Raw genomic sequence first — 17,566 nt, 5'->3', positions numbered from 1 at the left:
GACTACCAGCGGTAGTGCGCGAAGGCCTTGTTGGACTCGGCCATCTTGTGCGTGTCCTCGCGCTTCTTGACGGCCGCACCGAGGCCGTTCGAAGCGTCGAGAAGCTCGTTGAGCAGACGCTCGGTCATGGTCTTCTCGCGACGGGCGCGGGAGTAACCGACCAGCCAGCGCAGCGCCAGGGTGTTGGCGCGGCCGGGCTTGACCTCGACCGGCACCTGGTAGGTGGCGCCACCGACACGGCGGGACTTGACCTCGAGGGTCGGCTTGATGTTCTCGAGAGCGCGCTTGAGGGTGATGACCGGGTCGTTGCCGGTCTTCTCGCGCAGGCCCTCCATGGCGCCGTAGACGATGCGCTCGGCGGTGGAGCGCTTGCCGTTCAGCAGCACCTTGTTGATCAGCGACGTGACCAGAGGAGAACCGTAGACCGGGTCGATGATGACCGGGCGCTTCGGGGCGGGGCCCTTACGAGGCATTTCTACTTCTCCTTCTTGGCGCCGTAGCGGGAACGGGCCTGCTTGCGGTTCTTGACACCCTGGGTGTCGAGGGAGCCACGGATGATCTTGTAGCGAACACCCGGCAGGTCCTTCACACGGCCGCCGCGCACGAGCACGATGGAGTGCTCCTGCAGGTTGTGTCCCTCACCCGGAATGTAGGCCGTGACCTCGATCCCGCTGGTCAGACGCACACGCGCGACCTTACGCAGGGCCGAGTTCGGCTTCTTCGGGGTGGTCGTGAACACACGCGTGCAGACGCCACGACGCTGAGGGGAACCCTCGAGTGCGGGCGTCTTGTTCTTCTCGACCTTGTCCTGCCGGCCCTTGCGGACCAGCTGCTGGATCGTAGGCACTACTTCTCCGGTTTCTGTGTGCCGATGGGTACAGCTAACCTGGAACGTCGCCGACCCACGCGGTCGGGTGTGTCGAATCCGGCGGACTCCCGCCGCAAGGCGAAAAGGGCACGGATCACGGTGGCCAGTTACGGCTCGCTATGCGGTTGATGGCACGCACAAGAGCCAGGGCACACCCCAGGCACAAGGTCTGAGCGTACCTACCGCATTCGCTGCGGTCAAAACAAATGGCCCGCGCCCACCGGACCACACCTCACCTGTCAAGACCCTACGCCGTACGTGATCTTCGATTTCACGTCCCGGACACGTCCGGGCGCTATCCGGAGGCCAGTGACACCGCGATGAGCAGGGTCATCACGACGGCCCAGCCGGCCGTCGACAGCCAGCCCAGCACCAGCCCCGTCATGGCGAGCCCCTCACCGGCCTCCCCGGTGCGCTCGATCTCGGCACGGGCCGTGTGCCCGAGGATCACCGCGGGGATGCCGGTCAGCCCCAGCGTGGGCACGCACAGCAGACCGCACACGGCGGCCCCCACGGCCTTCCCGTTCGTCTGCGGGCGCGCGACGGGCAGGAACGTCCGCGGTACGGCCACGAGGGGCACCGGCTGCGGTACGGGGCCCGCGGGCAGGTCGGCGACCAGCACCGCCAGCTCCCCCACCGTACGGGCCGCGTAGGCCCGCGCCACGCGCTTGTCGAACTCCGGCTGCTCCAGCCGGCCCTCCCCGTACCCGGCTCTGAGGACGTCGACGGTCCGCTCCCGGTCGGCGTGCGAGGCCAGCATGGACGGCCCGCCACCCTGCCAGGGCTGCGGAACGCCGCCCTGCCCTGACTGCCACGGCTGCCATGGCATCGGATTCGACACGGAGCACCTCCCCGAACCCCCCGAGTCCCTCCATGATGCGCCGAACCGGTCTTTCCGGGCGAGTGGGCGTCGGCTGACACGCCGTCCGGCGCCGCCCGGACACGCCGAGGGGCGGCCACCCCGAAAGATGGCCGCCCCTCTGCTCAAGCGATCGCTCGCCTACTGGTTGTACGGACCGTAGTCGTAGTCCTCCAGCGGGACGGCCTGGCCGGAGCCGGTGCCGAACGGCGAGTAGTCGATGTCGTCGTAGCCGACGGCCGAGTACATCGCGGCCTTGGCCTCCTCGGTCGGCTCGACCCGGATGTTGCGGTAACGGGACAGGCCCGTACCGGCCGGGATGAGCTTACCGATGATGACGTTCTCCTTGAGGCCGATGAGCGAGTCCGACTTGGCGTTGATCGCCGCGTCGGTGAGGACTCGCGTCGTCTCCTGGAAGGACGCCGCCGACAGCCAGGACTCCGTGGCCAGCGAGGCCTTGGTGATACCCATGAGCTGCGGACGACCGGAGGCCGGGTGACCGCCCTCCTGGACCACGCGACGGTTCTCGACCTCGAACTTCGAGCGCTCGACCAGCTCGCCGGGCAGCAGCTCGGCGTCGCCGGACTCGATGATCGTCACACGGCGCAGCATCTGCCGGATGATGATCTCGATGTGCTTGTCGTGGATCGACACACCCTGCGAGTTGTAGACCTTCTGGACCTCGCCGACCAGGTGGACCTGGACGGCACGCTGGCCCAGGATGCGCAGCACGTCGTGCGGGTTGGTGGCACCCACGGTGAGCTTCTGGCCCACCTCGACGTGCTCGCCCTCGCTGACCAGGAGCCGGGCGCGCTTCGAGATCGGGTACGCCGTCTCGTCGCTGCCGTCGTCCGGGGTGATCACGATCTTCTTGGTCTTCTCGGTCTCCTCGATCCGGACGCGGCCGGAGGCCTCGGAGATCGGGGCGACACCCTTCGGGGTACGGGCCTCGAAGAGCTCGACGACACGCGGCAGACCCTGGGTGATGTCGTCACCGGCCACACCACCGGTGTGGAAGGTACGCATCGTCAGCTGGGTGCCGGGCTCACCGATGGACTGGGCGGCGATGATGCCGACCGCCTCACCGATGTCGACCAGCTTGCCGGTGGCCAGCGAGCGGCCGTAGCACATGGCGCAGGTGCCGACCTGGGACTCGCAGGTCAGGATCGAGCGGGTCTTGACCTCCTCGATGCCGTGGTGCACGAGCTGGTCGATGAGCACGTCGCCCAGGTCCACGTTGGCCGGCGCGATCACCTTGCCGTCGATGACGACGTCCTCGGCGAGCATGCGGGCGTAGACGCTGGTCTCGACGTCGTCCGCCTTGCGCAGCACACCGTCGGCGCCGCGCGAGGCGATCTTCAGCTTCAGACCGCGCTCGGTGCCGCAGTCCTCCTCGCGGATGATGACGTCCTGGGAGACGTCGACCAGACGACGGGTCAGGTAACCCGAGTCGGCCGTACGCAGGGCGGTGTCCGCCAGACCCTTACGGGCACCGTGCGTGGAGATGAAGTACTCCAGCACGGACAGGCCCTCACGGAACGACGCCTTGATCGGACGCGGGATCGTCTCGTTCTTCGCGTTCGACACCAGACCACGCATACCGGCGATCTGACGCATCTGCATCATGTTGCCTCGTGCACCCGAGTTCACCATCATGAAGATCGGGTTGGTCTTCGGGAAGTTGTCGTTCATCGCCTCGGCGACCTCGTTGGTCGCCTTGGTCCAGATCGCGATGAGCTCCTGCGTGCGCTCGTCCTTGGTGATCAGACCGCGCTCGTACTGCTTCTGGACCTTCTCGTCCTGCGCCTCGTAGCCCTTGACGATCTCCTTCTTCGCCTCGGGAACGACGACGTCGGAGATGGCCACGGTGACACCGGAACGGGTCGCCCAGTAGAAGCCGGCCGCCTTCAGGTTGTCGAGCGTCGCCGCCACGATGACCTTGGGGTAGCGCTCGGCGAGGTCGTTGACGATCTCGGAGAGCTGCTTCTTGCCGACCTCGTAGTCGACGAACGGGTAGTCCTCGGGCAGCAGCTCGTTGAAGAGCGCGCGGCCCAGCGTGGTGTTCAGCCGGAAGCTGTCACCCTGCTGCCACTCCGGGTCACCCTCCTCGCGCGCCGGCGGGGTCCAGCCACGCGGCGGGATGGTGCCGACGGGGAAGCGGATGTCCACGCGCGACTGCAGCGAGAGCTCGCCCGCGTCGAACGCCATGATCGCCTCGGCCGCGGAGCCGAAGGAACGGCCCTCGCCCTTGACGCCCCGCATCTCGCCGTCGGTGGTGAGGAAGAACAGACCGAGGACCATGTCCTGGGTCGGCATCGTCACCGGACGGCCGTCGGCGGGCTTGAGGATGTTGTTCGAGGACAGCATCAGGATGCGGGCCTCGGCCTGCGCCTCCGCGGACAGCGGCAGGTGCACGGCCATCTGGTCACCGTCGAAGTCCGCGTTGAACGCGGTGCACACGAGCGGGTGGATCTGGATGGCCTTGCCCTCGACCAGCTGCGGCTCGAAGGCCTGGATGCCGAGGCGGTGCAGGGTGGGAGCACGGTTGAGCAGCACCGGGTGCTCGGCGATGACCTCTTCGAGGACGTCGTACACGACGGTGCGGCCGCGCTCCACCATGCGCTTGGCGGACTTGATGTTCTGCGCGTGGTTCAGGTCGACCAGGCGCTTCATCACGAACGGCTTGAACAGCTCGAGCGCCATCGCCTTCGGCAGACCGCACTGGTGCAGCTTCAGCTGCGGACCGACGACGATCACGGAACGCGCGGAGTAGTCCACACGCTTGCCGAGCAGGTTCTGACGGAAGCGGCCCTGCTTGCCCTTGAGCATGTCGGACAGCGACTTCAGCGGACGGTTGCCGGGGCCCGTGACCGGGCGACCACGACGGCCGTTGTCGAAGAGCGCGTCGACGGCCTCCTGGAGCATGCGCTTCTCGTTGTTCACGATGATCTCGGGCGCACCGAGGTCGAGAAGGCGCTTCAGGCGGTTGTTGCGGTTGATGACCCGGCGGTACAGGTCGTTCAGGTCGGAGGTCGCGAAGCGGCCACCGTCCAGCTGCACCATCGGACGCAGGTCCGGCGGGATGACCGGGACGCAGTCGAGGACCATGCCCTTGGGGCTGTTGGAGGTCTGCAGGAACGCGGAGACGACCTTCAGCCGCTTCAGGGCGCGGGTCTTCTTCTGGCCCTTGCCGGTGCGGATGATCTCGCGGAGACGCTCGGCCTCCTCGTCGAGGTCGAAGGACTCCAGGCGCTTCTGCAGCGCCGCGGCACCCATCGAACCGTCGAAGTACGTGCCGAAGCGGTCCCGCAGCTCGCGGTAGAGCAGCTCGTCGCCCTCGAGGTCCTGGACCTTGAGGTTCTTGAACCGGGTCCACACCTCGTCGAGGCGGTCGATCTCGCGCTGCGCACGGTCGCGCAGCTGCTTCATCTCACGCTCGGCACCCTCGCGCACCTTGCGGCGCACGTCGGCCTTGGCGCCCTCGGCCTCCAGCTCGGCCAGGTCCGACTCGAGCTTCTTGGCGCGGGCCTCCAGGTCGGCGTCCCGGCGGTTCTCGATCTGCTGCCGCTCGACCGAGACGTGCGCCTCCAGGGAGGGCAGGTCGCGGGTACGGCGCTCCTCGTCGACGTACGTGATCATGTACGCCGCGAAGTAGATGACCTTCTCAAGGTCCTTGGGCGCCAGGTCCAGCAGGTAGCCGAGGCGCGAGGGGACACCCTTGAAGTACCAGATGTGGGTGACGGGCGCGGCCAGTTCGATGTGGCCCATCCGCTCACGGCGCACCTTGGCGCGAGTGACCTCGACGCCGCAGCGCTCACAGATGATGCCCTTGAACCGGACACGCTTGTACTTGCCGCAGTAGCACTCCCAGTCCCGGGTCGGACCGAAGATCTTCTCGCAGAAGAGTCCGTCCTTCTCGGGCTTGAGGGTGCGGTAGTTGATGGTCTCGGGCTTCTTGACCTCGCCGTGGCTCCACTGACGGATGTCGTCAGCGGTGGCCAGACCGATCCGGAGCTCATCGAAGAAGTTGACGTCGAGCACTATGCGTCAATCCCTCTCAGGGTTGTAAGTCTTGGGGTCTGAAACGGGGGTCCTGGGGCCGGCCGGAGGTCCCTCACCAGTTCCTCCGGCCGAACTCCCGTCAGACCTCTTCGACGCTGCTCGGCTCACGCCGGGACAGGTCGATGCCGAGCTCCTCCGCCGCGCGGAAGACGTCCTCGTCGGTGTCACGCATCTCGATGGACATACCGTCGCTGGACAGCACCTCCACGTTCAGGCAGAGCGACTGCATCTCCTTGATGAGCACCTTGAAGGACTCGGGGATGCCGGGCTCGGGGATGTTCTCGCCCTTGACGATGGCCTCGTAGACCTTCACGCGGCCGGTGACGTCGTCGGACTTGATGGTCAGCAGCTCCTGGAGGGCGTAGGCGGCGCCGTACGCCTCCAGCGCCCACACCTCCATCTCACCGAAGCGCTGGCCACCGAACTGGGCCTTACCACCCAGCGGCTGCTGGGTGATCATCGAGTACGGGCCGGTCGAGCGGGCGTGCAGCTTGTCGTCGACCAGGTGGTGCAGCTTCAGGATGTACATGTAGCCGACCGAGATCGGCTCCGGGAACGGCTCACCGCTACGGCCGTCGAACAGCCGTGCCTTGCCGGACGGGAGCACCATGCGCTCGCCGTCGCGGTTCGGGATCGTGTGCTGCAGCAGACCCGCGAGCTCGTCCTCGCGCGCACCGTCGAAGACGGGGGTCGCGACGTTCGTGCCCGGGGCGACCTGGTCGGCGCCGATGGCCTGCAGGCGCTGCGCCCACTCGTCGGCGAGACCGGAGACGTCCCAGCCACGACTGGCGAGCCAGCCGAGGTGGATCTCGAGGACCTGTCCCGGGTTCATGCGGGACGGCACACCCAGCGGGTTGAGGATGATGTCGACCGGGGTCCCGTCCTCGAGGAACGGCATGTCCTCGATGGGCAGGATCTTGGAGATGACACCCTTGTTGCCGTGCCGGCCGGCGAGCTTGTCACCGTCGGTGATCTTGCGCTTCTGCGCCACGTACACGCGCACCAGCTGGTTCACACCGGGGGGAAGCTCGTCACCCTCCTCGCGGTCGAAGACGCGCACGCCGATGACCTTGCCGGTCTCGCCGTGCGGCACCTTCAGCGAGGTGTCACGGACCTCACGGGCCTTCTCACCGAAGATCGCGCGCAGCAGGCGCTCCTCCGGCGTCAGCTCGGTCTCACCCTTCGGGGTGACCTTGCCGACGAGGATGTCACCGGCGATGACCTCGGCGCCGATGCGGATGATGCCGCGCTCGTCGAGGTCGGCGAGGACCTCCTCGGAGACGTTCGGGATGTCCCGGGTGATCTCCTCGGGGCCGAGCTTGGTGTCACGGGCGTCGACCTCGTGCTCCTCGATGTGGATCGAGGAGAGGACGTCGTCCTGCACGAGGCGCTGCGACAGGATGATCGCGTCCTCGTAGTTGTGACCCTCCCACGGCATGAACGCGACCAGCAGGTTCTTGCCGAGCGCCATCTCGCCGTTCTGGGTGGCCGGACCGTCGGCGAGGACCTGGCCCTCGATGATCCGGTCGCCCTCGTTGACGATGACCTTCTGGTTGACCGAGGTGCCCTGGTTGGACCGGGCGAACTTGGCCAGCCGGTAGGTGATGTACGTGCCGTCGTCGTTGGCGGTGGTGATGTAGTCGGCGGAGACCTCCTGGACCACACCCGCCTTCTCGGCCTTGACCACGTCGCCGGCGTCGACGGCGGAGCGGTACTCCATGCCGGTGCCGACGAGCGGGGACTCGCTCTTGATCAGCGGCACGGCCTGGCGCATCATGTTCGCGCCCATGAGGGCACGGTTGGCGTCGTCGTGCTCGAGGAACGGGATCATGGCGGTCGCGACCGACACCATCTGGCGCGGCGAGACGTCCATGTAGTGCACGTCGTCCCCGGCGACGTAGTCGACCTCGCCGCCACGGCGGCGGACGAGCACCCGGGCCTCGGCGAACCGCATGTCCTCGTTGAGCGTGGCGTTGGCCTGCGCGATGACGAAGCGGTCCTCCTCGTCGGCGGTCAGGTAGTCCACCTCGTCGGTGACCTGCCCGTCGACGACCTTGCGGTACGGGGTCTCGACGAAACCGAACGCGTTGACCCGGCCGTAGGAGGCGAGCGAGCCGATCAGACCGATGTTCGGGCCTTCAGGGGTCTCGATCGGGCACATGCGGCCGTAGTGCGAGGGGTGCACGTCACGGACCTCGAAGCCGGCCCGCTCACGGGAGAGACCACCCGGGCCAAGGGCCGACAGACGGCGCTTGTGGGTGAGACCCGACAGCGGGTTGTTCTGGTCCATGAACTGCGACAGCTGGCTGGTGCCGAAGAACTCCTTGATGGAGGCGACGACCGGCCGGATGTTGATCAGGGTCTGCGGCGTGATCGCCTCGACGTCCTGGGTCGTCATGCGCTCGCGCACGACGCGCTCCATACGCGCCAGACCCGTACGGACCTGGTTCTGGATGAGCTCGCCGACACTGCGCAGACGCCGGTTGCCGAAGTGGTCGATGTCGTCGGTCTCGACGACGATCGTGTCGCCGTTGTCCCCGGCGGTCTCGGTCTCGCCTGCGTGCAGCTTCACCAGGTACTTGATCGTCGAGATGATGTCCTCGACGGTCAGGATGCCCGCGTCCAGCGGGGCGTCCGCGCCCAGCTTCTTGTTGACCTTGTAGCGGCCGACCTTGGCGAGGTCGTAGCGCTTGGGGTTGAAGTACAGGTTCTCCAGGAGCGTCTGCGCGGCCTCACGCGTGGGGGGCTCGCCCGGACGCAGCTTGCGGTAGATGTCGAGCAGCGCGTCGTCCTGGCCCTGGGTGTGGTCCTTCTCCAGGGTGGCGCGCATCGACTCGTACTCGCCGAACTCCTCGAGGATCTGCTCGGTCGTCCAGCCGAGAGCCTTCAGGAGCACGGTGACGGACTGCTTGCGCTTGCGGTCGATGCGGACACCGACCATGTCGCGCTTGTCGATCTCCATCTCCAGCCAGGCACCCCGGGACGGGATGATCTTGGCGGAGAAGATGTCCTTGTCGGACGTCTTGTCGATGGAGGAGTCGAAGTAGACACCGGGCGAGCGGACGAGCTGGGACACCACGACACGCTCGGTGCCGTTGATGACGAAGGTGCCCTTGTTGGTCATGAGCGGGAAGTCACCCATGAAGACCGTCTGGGACTTGATCTCGCCGGTCTCGTTGTTGGTGAACTCGGCCGTGACGAAGAGCGGGGCCGCGTACGTGAAGTCGCGCTCCTTGCACTCGTCGATGCTGTTCTTCGGCGGCTCGAAACGGTGGTCGCGGAACGTCAGCGACATCGACCCGGAGAAGTCCTCGATCGGGGAGATCTCCTCGAAGATCTCCTCGAGACCGGACTTGGTGGGGACGTCCTGACCGGACTCCAGAGCCTCCTCGACCCGACTCTGCCAAGCGGTGTTGCCGAGCAGCCAGTCAAAGCTCTCGGTCTGCAGCGCGAGCAGGTTGGGAACCTCGAGAGGCTCCTTGATCTTTGCAAAGGAGATGCGCAGCGGGGCGGTGCTGGCGCCGTTGTTCGTATTCGCGGTCGAGGCAGTGCGCGAGGCGGCCAAGAGGGGGTCCTTCCGAGGGCTCGGACTCACTACGCGCGTACCGGTCCCTCTCCCGCGCACAGAGACAGAAGTCCCAGGTCAGGGATACTCCGGTCGTCGGTGCTCAAGCGAGGGCATGCCCCTGGTGACGGGCAGGAGGCAGCTAACAGGCAGCGCAAAGGGTCAGTGTAGCCACTTGGCGCACTGATGTCCAGCCCCGCTTTTTTGAGACCCTCGTTGTCCTCAACGCCCTCGGCATGCCTGCCCTCGATGCACGTTGATACTGCCCTCTTCGTCGCCGATCCATGCCTCGGATTCGGATCCTTGTGACGACGCGTCCTGAGAATTGCGCGCTGCGTGCGGTTCGTCAAGGCCTCCATGGCCCGAACCACATGCCACCTGCGGTGCTTGGAGACACGACGAAGATCACCATACTCCGCGCACCCTCGGGTGCAAGGCGGCCACGACCCGATGCCCCAAAACACCGAGAAGCGACCACCCGATTGGATGATCGCTCCTCGACGCTTGCGCGTTACAGGTCCGAGGGACCCGCGTAACGAGCCCTGGGGGCCCGAGAGGTCTTACTTGACCTCGACGGAGGCACCGGCGCCCTCGAGGGCCTCCTTCGCCTTGTCGGCGGCCTCCTTGTTGACCTTCTCCAGAACCGGCTTCGGCGCACCGTCGACCAGGTCCTTGGCCTCCTTCAGGCCGAGCGAGGTCAGCTCACGCACGACCTTGATGACCTGGATCTTCTTGTCGCCGGCGCCGGTGAGAACGACGTCGAACTCGTCCTTCTCCTCCTCCTGCTCGACCGGGGCGCCCGGGCCGGCGGGACCGGCAACGGCGACCGCGGCGGCGGCGGTGACGTCGAACTTCTCCTCGAACGCCTTCACGAACTCGGAGAGCTGGATGAGGGTCATGCCCTCGAACTCGGCGAGCAGTTCGTCCTGGGTGAGAGCCACGATGGCTTTCCTTCCACTAATGTCGGCTGGTGCCGGATGTACATGTATGGCGGGCGTACGTTCGGCCCGCTACGACCTCCGCCTCAGGCGGGCTGCCTCAGACGGCGGTCATTTCGCGAGCCGAGTTACTCGGCACCGCCCTGCTCGTCCTGCTTGGCGCGAAGCGCGTCCACGGTGCGGACGAGCTTCGACGGGAGCGCCTGGAAGACCTGAGCAGCCTGCGTCTGCTTGCCCTTCAGGGCGCCCGCCAGCTTGGCGAGCAGAACCTCGCGGGACTCGAGGTCCGCGAGCTTCTTGATCTCGTCGGCGGACAGCGCCTTGCCGTCAAGGACACCGCCCTTGATGACGAGGTTCGGGTTGTCCTTGGCGAAGTCACGAAGACCCTTCGCCGACACCACCGGGTCACCGGTGACGAAGGCGACCGCCGTCGGACCGTTGAACAGGTCGTCGAGCGTCGTGATCCCGGCCTCGTTGGCCGCAATCTTGGTCAGAGTGTTCTTCACCACGGCGTACTGGGCGTTCTCACCGAGCGAACGGCGCAGCGTCTTGAGCTGCGCCACGGTGAGACCCCGGTACTCGGTCAGCACAGCGGCGCTCGAGCTGCGGAACTGCTCCGTCAGCTCGGCCACCGCGGCAGCCTTGTCGGGCCTTGCCATAGAGCGTCGGCCTCCTTCCGGGTGATGAGGACCGCTCGGAAGGGGCTGGGCAAACGAAACGCCCCGGCGCAGGCGCACGGGGCGTAGCTCGACCGGCAGCACATACGCAGAGCATGCGTTCCGGGAGCACTTCCACAGTCACCTGCGCGGGTCGTCCGCGTTCAGCGGATCCTTCGGCCACCGGGCCCTCTCACGAGCGCACGGCAACGACCAGCGGTCTTTGGCTTCTGTAGGAGAGTACGGGACCGGATCGCCGTCAGGCAAATCCGGTCCTGCGGCGGCTCAGCCCTGGGCGCCCTTCAGCATCTGGGCGAGGTCGGCGGTGTCCTTGGCGGGCGGGGCGGTGACGGTGACCGGCTTGTTGTAGTCGAGGAAGGTGACGGTCACGTCGAGCGGGCCCTTGCCGGTCTGGCTCTTGATCCGGGTCTGCTTGACACGGTTGTCGCCGTCGATCCACATGTCGATCGCCATCGCGCCGGCGCCGAGCTTCTCGTACTGCTGGAGGGCCTTGTCGCGCTGATCGCGGACGGCCTTGCTCGCCTTGGTGTCCTTGTCGAGGGCGGCCCGGAGGGAGGCGACCGTGACATCGCCCTGGTAGTGGGTCGTCTTCACGCCGTCGACGGTCTCGGTGCCGACCTTCTTGACGACCTTGGCACCCGTGAGGAAGCCGACCTCGGCGGCCGGGTTCTGCTGGGCCTGGCCGGCGCCCGGCGCGCCCCCGTTCAGCTGATTGCCGCCGAGGGCGGACATGTCGAACTTGAGCCAGGTCTTGCCGTGCAACTCCTTGGCGATCGAGGGGTTGCCGCCGATGTACATGGCCTTGTCGACGAGCCGGATCTCCGCCTTGCCGTCGGCGCCCTGGGAGGGCAGGTTCATGCTCATGCTCATCGCGAGGGTGGGCTTGAGCCGCATGGAGGCCTCGGCCGTCATCTGGCCCTGCCCTGGGTACACGCCCTTCATGCGGTAGTGCGCGGACGTGACGGCCTGCGTGGTGCTCGCCGCCTTGGCGACGGCCGCCACGGGCGACATCTCCGGCGACTGGCCGCTCTTGCCGCAGGCCGTCGCTCCCCCGGCGAGCAGCAGCGCGGCGAGCCCGGCCACGGTCGCCCTGCGGCGCACAGAACCACGTACGGAAGTCTTCATTGATTCCCCCCAAGGAACACTGGAACACATGCAGCACATGCAACACATAGGGCACACGCAACATATGGAACACATGGTCGATACACAGGTGTTCAACAGAGCCTAGCCTCCCGGGGGTGCACAGGCTGCCGAATTACCTCACGCACCGGAAGCCGGCCCCTGTTTCTTCAGCAACTGCCTGAGGTCCTGGGTGTCGTTCGCCGGCGGCCTGGCCGTGGAGACCCTGACGCCGTAGTCGCTGAAGTAGGCGGTCTGGGTGTAGGCGCCGCTCGAGGTGCTGCCCCGCTCGACCTTCTTGACGAGCAGGTCGTGGCCGCTCACCCAGATGTCGACGCTCTCGCTCACGACGCCGGCCTGGCTGAGCTGCCTCCTGAGCTCGCCGGAGGCGAGGTCGGAGGCCTTCACCGTGCCCGTGTAGTGCGTGGTGTCCACGCCCCGCACCTTCTCCTCGCCGACCCGGCGCAGGTCCCCTGAGGCCAGCAGGAGCTTCACGGACTGGTTGGGGGTGGTGGTCCGCATCTGGTTCTCGAGGTCGGCGCCCGAGGAGCCGCCGAGGTCCGCGAGATCGTCGTAGCCGTACCGGATCCAGTGCCTGCCGCCGGCCTGTTCGGCGAACTTCTCGCCCATCCGCGCGTAGTAGGCGTCGGGCAGGTAGCGGGCCTCCATCGAGGTCGTGCCGAGCCGGCGCATCAGGTCCGCCGTCGTGCCGCTGGTGTAGGTGATGGTGACCGTGCCCGTGGTGCCCTCGCCCCAGCAGAGGGCCCCGTCGGCCGTCATGGACAGCTCGGAGCCCAGCGTGGTCGTGGAGCGGACCCGGGCCGACCCGGCCCGGTCGGTGGACGTCTCGGCGGTGCGCAGGGCGGCGACGACGCCGGCGTGGGCCGTGCCCTTCGCGGAACGCCCGGAGGAAGCTGAGGAGTTGGTGCAAGCGGCCGTCCCCGTGAGCGCGAGCACCACCGCGGTCGTCAGGGCTGCCCGGCGCACGGTCGTGCTCCTCATACGTCCCACCCCTATGCGTTCGCTGTCCTCGCACGCTAACTCAGGCCACGCGCGCGCGTACCGGAATGGAAACGGGCCCCGCACCTCGGAAGGTGCGGGGCCCGTCGTCCGACAGGGGTGAGCCTCAGGCTCAGACCGCGGCCGGGTCCTCCTCGACGAGGAGGTTGCGGGTGCGGTTCGGGTCGACCGGGATGCCGGGGCCCATGGTGGTGGAGACCGCGGCCTTCTTGATGTAGCGACCCTTGGCGGCGGACGGCTTCAGACGGAGGATCTCCTCCAGCGCGGCGCCGTAGTTCTCCACCAGCTTGTCGTCGTCGAAGGACGTCTTGCCGATGATGAAGTGCAGGTTCGAGTGCTTGTCGACGCGGAACTCGATCTTGCCGCCCTTGATGTCGGTGACGGCCTTCGCCACGTCCGGGGTCACGGTGCCGGTCTTGGGGTTCGGCATGAGACCACGGGGACCGAGCACGCGGCCGAGGCGGCCGACCTTGCCCATGAGGTCCGGGGTGGCGACGACGGCGTCGAAGTCCAGGCGGCCCTTGGAGACCTCGTCGATCAGTTCGTCGGAGCCGACGATGTCGGCGCCCGCGGCCTCCGCGGCCGCAGCACGGTCACCGGTCGCGAAGACCAGGACCCGGGCGGTCTTGCCGGTGCCGTGCGGAAGGTTCACGGTGCCACGGACCATCTGGTCGGCCTTGCGCGGGTCGACACCCAGGCGGAAGGCGACCTCGACGGTGCCGTCGAACTTGGTCGTGGAGGTCTCCTTGGCGAGACGGACGGCCTCGAGCGGGGCGTAGAGCTTCTCCCGGTCGACCTTGGCGTCCGCAGCGCGGAGAGACTTGCTGCGCTTGCTCACTACTGCTCCTGGTGATTCTTAGGAGTCGTGGTCCGGGCCGAGCAGGCCCTGCCACTTCTGCTTGTTTACGGGGGAGTTGGGACTCAGCCCTCGACCGTGACGCCCATGGAGCGCGCGGTGCCGGCGATGATCTTCGCGGCGGCGTCCAGGTCGTTGGCGTTGAGGTCGGGGAGCTTGGTCTGGGCGATCTCGCGGACCTGCGCCTCGGTGATCTTGGCGACCTTGGTCTTGTGCGGCTCGCCGGAGCCCTTCTCGACACCCGCGGCCTTGAGGATCATCTTCGCGGCCGGCGGCGTCTTGGTGACGAAGGTGAAGGAGCGGTCCTCGTAGACCGTGATCTCCACCGGGATCACCCAGCCACGCTGCGACTCGGTCGCGGCGTTGTACGCCTTGCAGAACTCCATGATGTTGACGCCGTGCTGACCCAGCGCGGGACCGACCGGCGGAGCCGGGTTCGCCGCACCGGCGTTGATCTGGAGCTTGATGAGCCCCGTGACCTTCTTCTTCTTGGGAGGCATTGCTCTCCGGGTCCTTTCGATTGAGGCGTGCCCCCGCCCGGGTCGCGTCCCGGATGAAGGCATACCGCACAACGATAACGGGTATAGATGCGCGGCTAAAAACCGAGCAGGTCAGACCGGCTACGAGAGCCCGCCTGACCTGCGCGGAAGCGGTCCGTCCAGCAGTTGCTAGTTCTTCTGGATCTGGTCGAACGAAAGCTCGACCGGCGTCTCGCGGCCGAAGATCTCCACCAGACCCTTGACCTTCTTGGAGTCGGGGTTGATCTCGTTGATGGTCGCCTGCAGCGTGGCGAACGGGCCGTCGGTGACGGTGACCGAGTCGCCGACCTCGAAGTCCAGCACCTGGACCTCGACCTTGCGCTGCGGAGCCGGCTTGCCCTCGGCCTCGGCGGCCTCGCGGGCGGCCTTCTCCTCGGCCTCCGGCGCGAGCATCTTGACGATCTCGTCCAGCGTCAGCGGGTACGGGTCGTAGGCGTTGCCCACGAAGCCGGTCACGCCGGGGGTGTTGCGGACGACGCCCCAGGACTCGTTCGTCAGGTCCATGCGGACGAGCACGTAGCCCGGCAGCTTGTTCTGCTTGATCGTCTTGCGGTCGCCGTTCTTGATCTGGACGACCTCTTCCTGCGGCACCTCGGCCTGGAAGATGTAGTCCTCGACGTTCAGCGAGACGGCGCGCTGCTCCAGGTTGGTCTTCACGCGGTTCTCGTAACCGGCGTAGGTGTGGATGACGTACCACTCGCCGGGCAGCGTGCGCAGCTCCTCGCGGAGGGCCTCCACCGGGTCGACCGGCTCGGCGGGCTCCTCCTCGGCTTCCTGGGCGAGCTCGGCCTCGGCCTCGGCTCCCTCGTCGGAGCCCTCTTCCTCGGAGCCCTCCTCCTCGGAGTCCTCGTCCTCGACGTGCAGCGCGGCCTCCTCGGCCGCCTCCCCCAGCTCGGCCTCGGCAGCCTCGAACTCGTCCTGCTCGTCCGCGCCCTCGACGATGTCGAGCTCGTCGTCGACCGACTCGTCGGGCTCGATGGCGTCGTTCAGGTTCTGCTCAGACACGGTGGCTGCTTCTTCCTGGATACATAGGGGTGGAACACGCGAAAGGGGCGCCGGTAACCACGGCGCCCTTCGCAGTCGGCTCAGCCGAAGACGTACTTGGCGGCGTGGCTGAGTCCATAGTCAATCACGGTCACCAGGCCGATCATGATGACCACGAAGACGATCACCACGGTCGTGTAGGTCGTCAGCTGGTTACGCGTCGGCCAGACGACCTTGCGGAGCTCGGCGATGACCTGGCGGTAGAAAAGGGCAAGCCTCTTGAGCGGACCCTTCTTGGCCCGCTTGCCGCCCTTACGGGCCTTCTTCGTCTCCTGCGCCTCGTCCTGGGCATCAGGCGTGTCGATGGAGCCCACGGCGTCCGCCATTCGTCCTCACCTGTTCCCGGGTCGTGGCCGTGCCGCGCCCGGTCGGAGCCGCACGGCGGTGCGTTGCTGTACGTACATGCGCACACCTGGCAATGGTGTGTGTAGCAGGGCCGGAGGGACTTGAACCCCCAACCGCCGGTTTTGGAGACCGGTGCTCTACCAATTGAGCTACGACCCTTTGTGTGTCCCCCAACGTACCGCATCCGACCGAGTGCTCGGTGTGCACCGCCCGCAGCGCGGCAGCTGTTGGCCAACGAGGTGAGAGTGTACGTGCTCCGGGGCGCCCCGTCGAACAGAAAGCGCCCGTGGGGGCCTTGGCGGAGGAAGATCGCCGGAAAACCGACGGAAGATCACCCAGGCCACCACGGGATTCCGGACGGGTGTTCAGTGACCGACCCCTGGATGTTCAGTCTGTGAAACCCGCGTGCCCGGCATGTTTCCGGTCTGGAACGATGGGCCCATGAGCGCTGCAACCCCTCCCACCGAGCGCCGGGTCTCCGCCCGAGTCGGCGCGATCTCCGAGTCCGCCACCCTCGCCGTGGACGCCAAGGCCAAGGCCCTGAAGGCCGCCGGGCGTCCGGTGATCGGCTTCGGCGCCGGTGAGCCCGACTTCCCGACCCCGGACTACATCGTCGAGGCGGCCGTCGAGGCCTGCAAGAACCCGAAGTACCACCGGTACACGCCGGCCGGCGGTCTGCCCGAGCTGAAGGCCGCGATCGCCGCGAAGACGCTGCGCGACTCCGGCTGGGAGCCCGACGTCTCGCAGATCCTGGTCACCAACGGCGGAAAGCAGGCCATCTACGAGGCCTTCGCCGCGATCCTCGACCCCGGCGACGAGGTCATCGTCCCGGCGCCCTACTGGACCACGTACCCGGAGTCGATCCGGCTGGCCGGCGGCGTCCCGGTGGAGGTCGTCGCCGACGAGACCACCGGGTACCGGGTGAGCGTGGAGCAGCTGGAGGCCGCCCGCACGGAGAAGACCAAGGTCGTTCTGTTCGTGTCGCCGTCCAACCCGACCGGCGCGGTGTACTCCGAGGCCGAGACCGAGGCGATCGGCCGCTGGGCCCTCGAGCACGGCCTGTGGGTGCTGACCGACGAGATCTACGAGCACCTGGTGTACGGCGACGCGGTCTCGGTGTCCCTGCCTGCCCTGCTGCCCGAGCTGCGCGACAAGTGCATCGTGGTCAACGGTGTGGCGAAGACGTACGCGATGACGGGCTGGCGCGTGGGCTGGGTCATCGGCCCGAAGGACGTGGTCAAGGCCGCGACGAACCTGCAGTCGCACGCCACGTCGAACGTGTCGAACGTCGCCCAGGTGGCCGCGCTGACCGCCGTCTCCGGTGATCTGGAGGCCGTGGCGAAGATGCGCGAGGCCTTCGACCGGCGCCGCCGGACCATCGTGCGGATGCTCAACGAGATCGACGGCGTGGTCTGCCCCGAGCCGGAGGGCGCCTTCTACGCCTACCCCTCGGTGAAGGCCCTGCTCGGCAAGGAGATCCGCGGCAAGCGGCCGCAGGACACGGTCGAGCTGGCCGCGCTGATCCTGGAGGAGGTCGAGGTCGCGGTCGTCCCGGGTGAGGCGTTCGGCACGCCGGGCTACCTGCGGCTGTCGTACGCCCTGGGTGACGAGGATCTCGTCGAGGGTGTCAGCCGGATCCAGAAGCTGCTGGCGGAGGCTCAGGACTGAGGT

Annotated in this window: 14 protein-coding genes and 1 tRNA gene; 1 reads left to right on the top strand and 14 read right to left on the bottom strand. The window is 67.2% G+C overall.

What is annotated here, in order from left to right:
- Positions 1-2: 2 nt before the first annotated feature.
- From rpsG to ACIRVK_RS03915, 14 genes are all read right to left on the bottom strand, one after another.
- Complete coding sequence (gene rpsG / locus ACIRVK_RS03980; RefSeq protein ID WP_003998848.1) at positions 3-473, bottom strand: 30S ribosomal protein S7; 471 nt, start codon at positions 471-473, stop codon at positions 3-5.
- Between the two features lie 2 nt (positions 474-475).
- A complete protein-coding gene (rpsL, locus tag ACIRVK_RS03975) occupies positions 476-847 on the bottom strand; it encodes a 30S ribosomal protein S12 (protein WP_003948652.1) in 372 nt (123 codons plus the stop codon).
- Between the two features lie 316 nt (positions 848-1,163).
- On the bottom strand, positions 1,164-1,709 hold the full coding sequence (locus ACIRVK_RS03970; RefSeq protein ID WP_404243684.1) for a DUF1707 and DUF4190 domain-containing protein: 546 nt from the start codon (positions 1,707-1,709) through the stop codon (positions 1,164-1,166).
- A gap of 159 nt (positions 1,710-1,868) precedes the next feature.
- Entirely contained in the window at positions 1,869-5,768 is a 3,900-nt protein-coding gene (locus tag ACIRVK_RS03965; RefSeq protein WP_404243682.1) for a DNA-directed RNA polymerase subunit beta', read from the bottom strand.
- Between the two features lie 100 nt (positions 5,769-5,868).
- Complete coding sequence (gene rpoB, locus ACIRVK_RS03960; protein ID WP_404243680.1) at positions 5,869-9,354, bottom strand: DNA-directed RNA polymerase subunit beta; 3,486 nt, start codon at positions 9,352-9,354, stop codon at positions 5,869-5,871.
- Between the two features lie 560 nt (positions 9,355-9,914).
- Positions 9,915-10,298 (bottom strand): 50S ribosomal protein L7/L12, encoded by a 384-nt coding sequence (gene rplL / locus ACIRVK_RS03955; RefSeq protein ID WP_404243911.1) that lies wholly within the window; start codon positions 10,296-10,298, stop codon positions 9,915-9,917.
- A 122-nt stretch (positions 10,299-10,420) separates the two neighbouring features.
- Positions 10,421-10,951 carry a 50S ribosomal protein L10 gene (gene rplJ / locus ACIRVK_RS03950; RefSeq protein ID WP_404243678.1) on the bottom strand — a complete coding sequence of 177 codons (531 nt, stop codon included), beginning with the start codon at positions 10,949-10,951 and terminating at the stop codon, positions 10,421-10,423.
- 282 nt (positions 10,952-11,233) lie between these two features.
- Positions 11,234-12,094: a DUF1396 domain-containing protein gene (locus ACIRVK_RS03945; protein WP_404243676.1), complete on the bottom strand. Its 861-nt coding sequence runs from the start codon at positions 12,092-12,094 to the stop codon at positions 11,234-11,236.
- Positions 12,095-12,232: 138 nt separating this feature from the next.
- Positions 12,233-13,093, bottom strand: a complete 861-nt coding sequence (locus tag ACIRVK_RS03940; RefSeq protein WP_404243674.1) for a hypothetical protein — start codon at positions 13,091-13,093, stop codon at positions 12,233-12,235.
- Positions 13,094-13,223: 130 nt separating this feature from the next.
- The gene (gene rplA / locus ACIRVK_RS03935) at positions 13,224-13,949 is read right to left on the bottom strand and encodes a 50S ribosomal protein L1 (protein ID WP_404243672.1); all 726 of its coding nucleotides are present in this window, start codon (positions 13,947-13,949) and stop codon (positions 13,224-13,226) included.
- 83 nt (positions 13,950-14,032) lie between these two features.
- Complete coding sequence (gene rplK / locus ACIRVK_RS03930) at positions 14,033-14,467, bottom strand: 50S ribosomal protein L11 (protein WP_311696792.1); 435 nt, start codon at positions 14,465-14,467, stop codon at positions 14,033-14,035.
- A 168-nt stretch (positions 14,468-14,635) separates the two neighbouring features.
- Positions 14,636-15,511, bottom strand: a complete 876-nt coding sequence (nusG, locus tag ACIRVK_RS03925; RefSeq protein ID WP_404243669.1) for a transcription termination/antitermination protein NusG — start codon at positions 15,509-15,511, stop codon at positions 14,636-14,638.
- Between the two features lie 80 nt (positions 15,512-15,591).
- On the bottom strand, positions 15,592-15,876 hold the full coding sequence (gene secE, locus ACIRVK_RS03920) for a preprotein translocase subunit SecE (protein ID WP_404243667.1): 285 nt from the start codon (positions 15,874-15,876) through the stop codon (positions 15,592-15,594).
- Positions 15,877-15,981: 105 nt separating this feature from the next.
- A tRNA-Trp gene (locus ACIRVK_RS03915) sits at positions 15,982-16,054 on the bottom strand.
- 282 nt (positions 16,055-16,336) lie between these two features.
- On the opposite strand from ACIRVK_RS03915, the gene ACIRVK_RS03910 reads away from it, so the two are divergent.
- Positions 16,337-17,563 carry a pyridoxal phosphate-dependent aminotransferase gene (locus ACIRVK_RS03910; RefSeq protein WP_404243665.1) on the top strand — a complete coding sequence of 409 codons (1,227 nt, stop codon included), beginning with the start codon at positions 16,337-16,339 and terminating at the stop codon, positions 17,561-17,563.
- Positions 17,564-17,566: the final 3 nt, after the last annotated feature.

This window comes from Streptomyces sp. NPDC101152 (assembly GCF_044768275.1).
Lineage (GTDB): Bacteria > Actinomycetota > Actinomycetes > Streptomycetales > Streptomycetaceae > Streptomyces.
The sequence above is the reverse complement of the archived record's forward strand: the minus strand, read 5'-3'. Positions and strand labels throughout refer to the sequence as shown.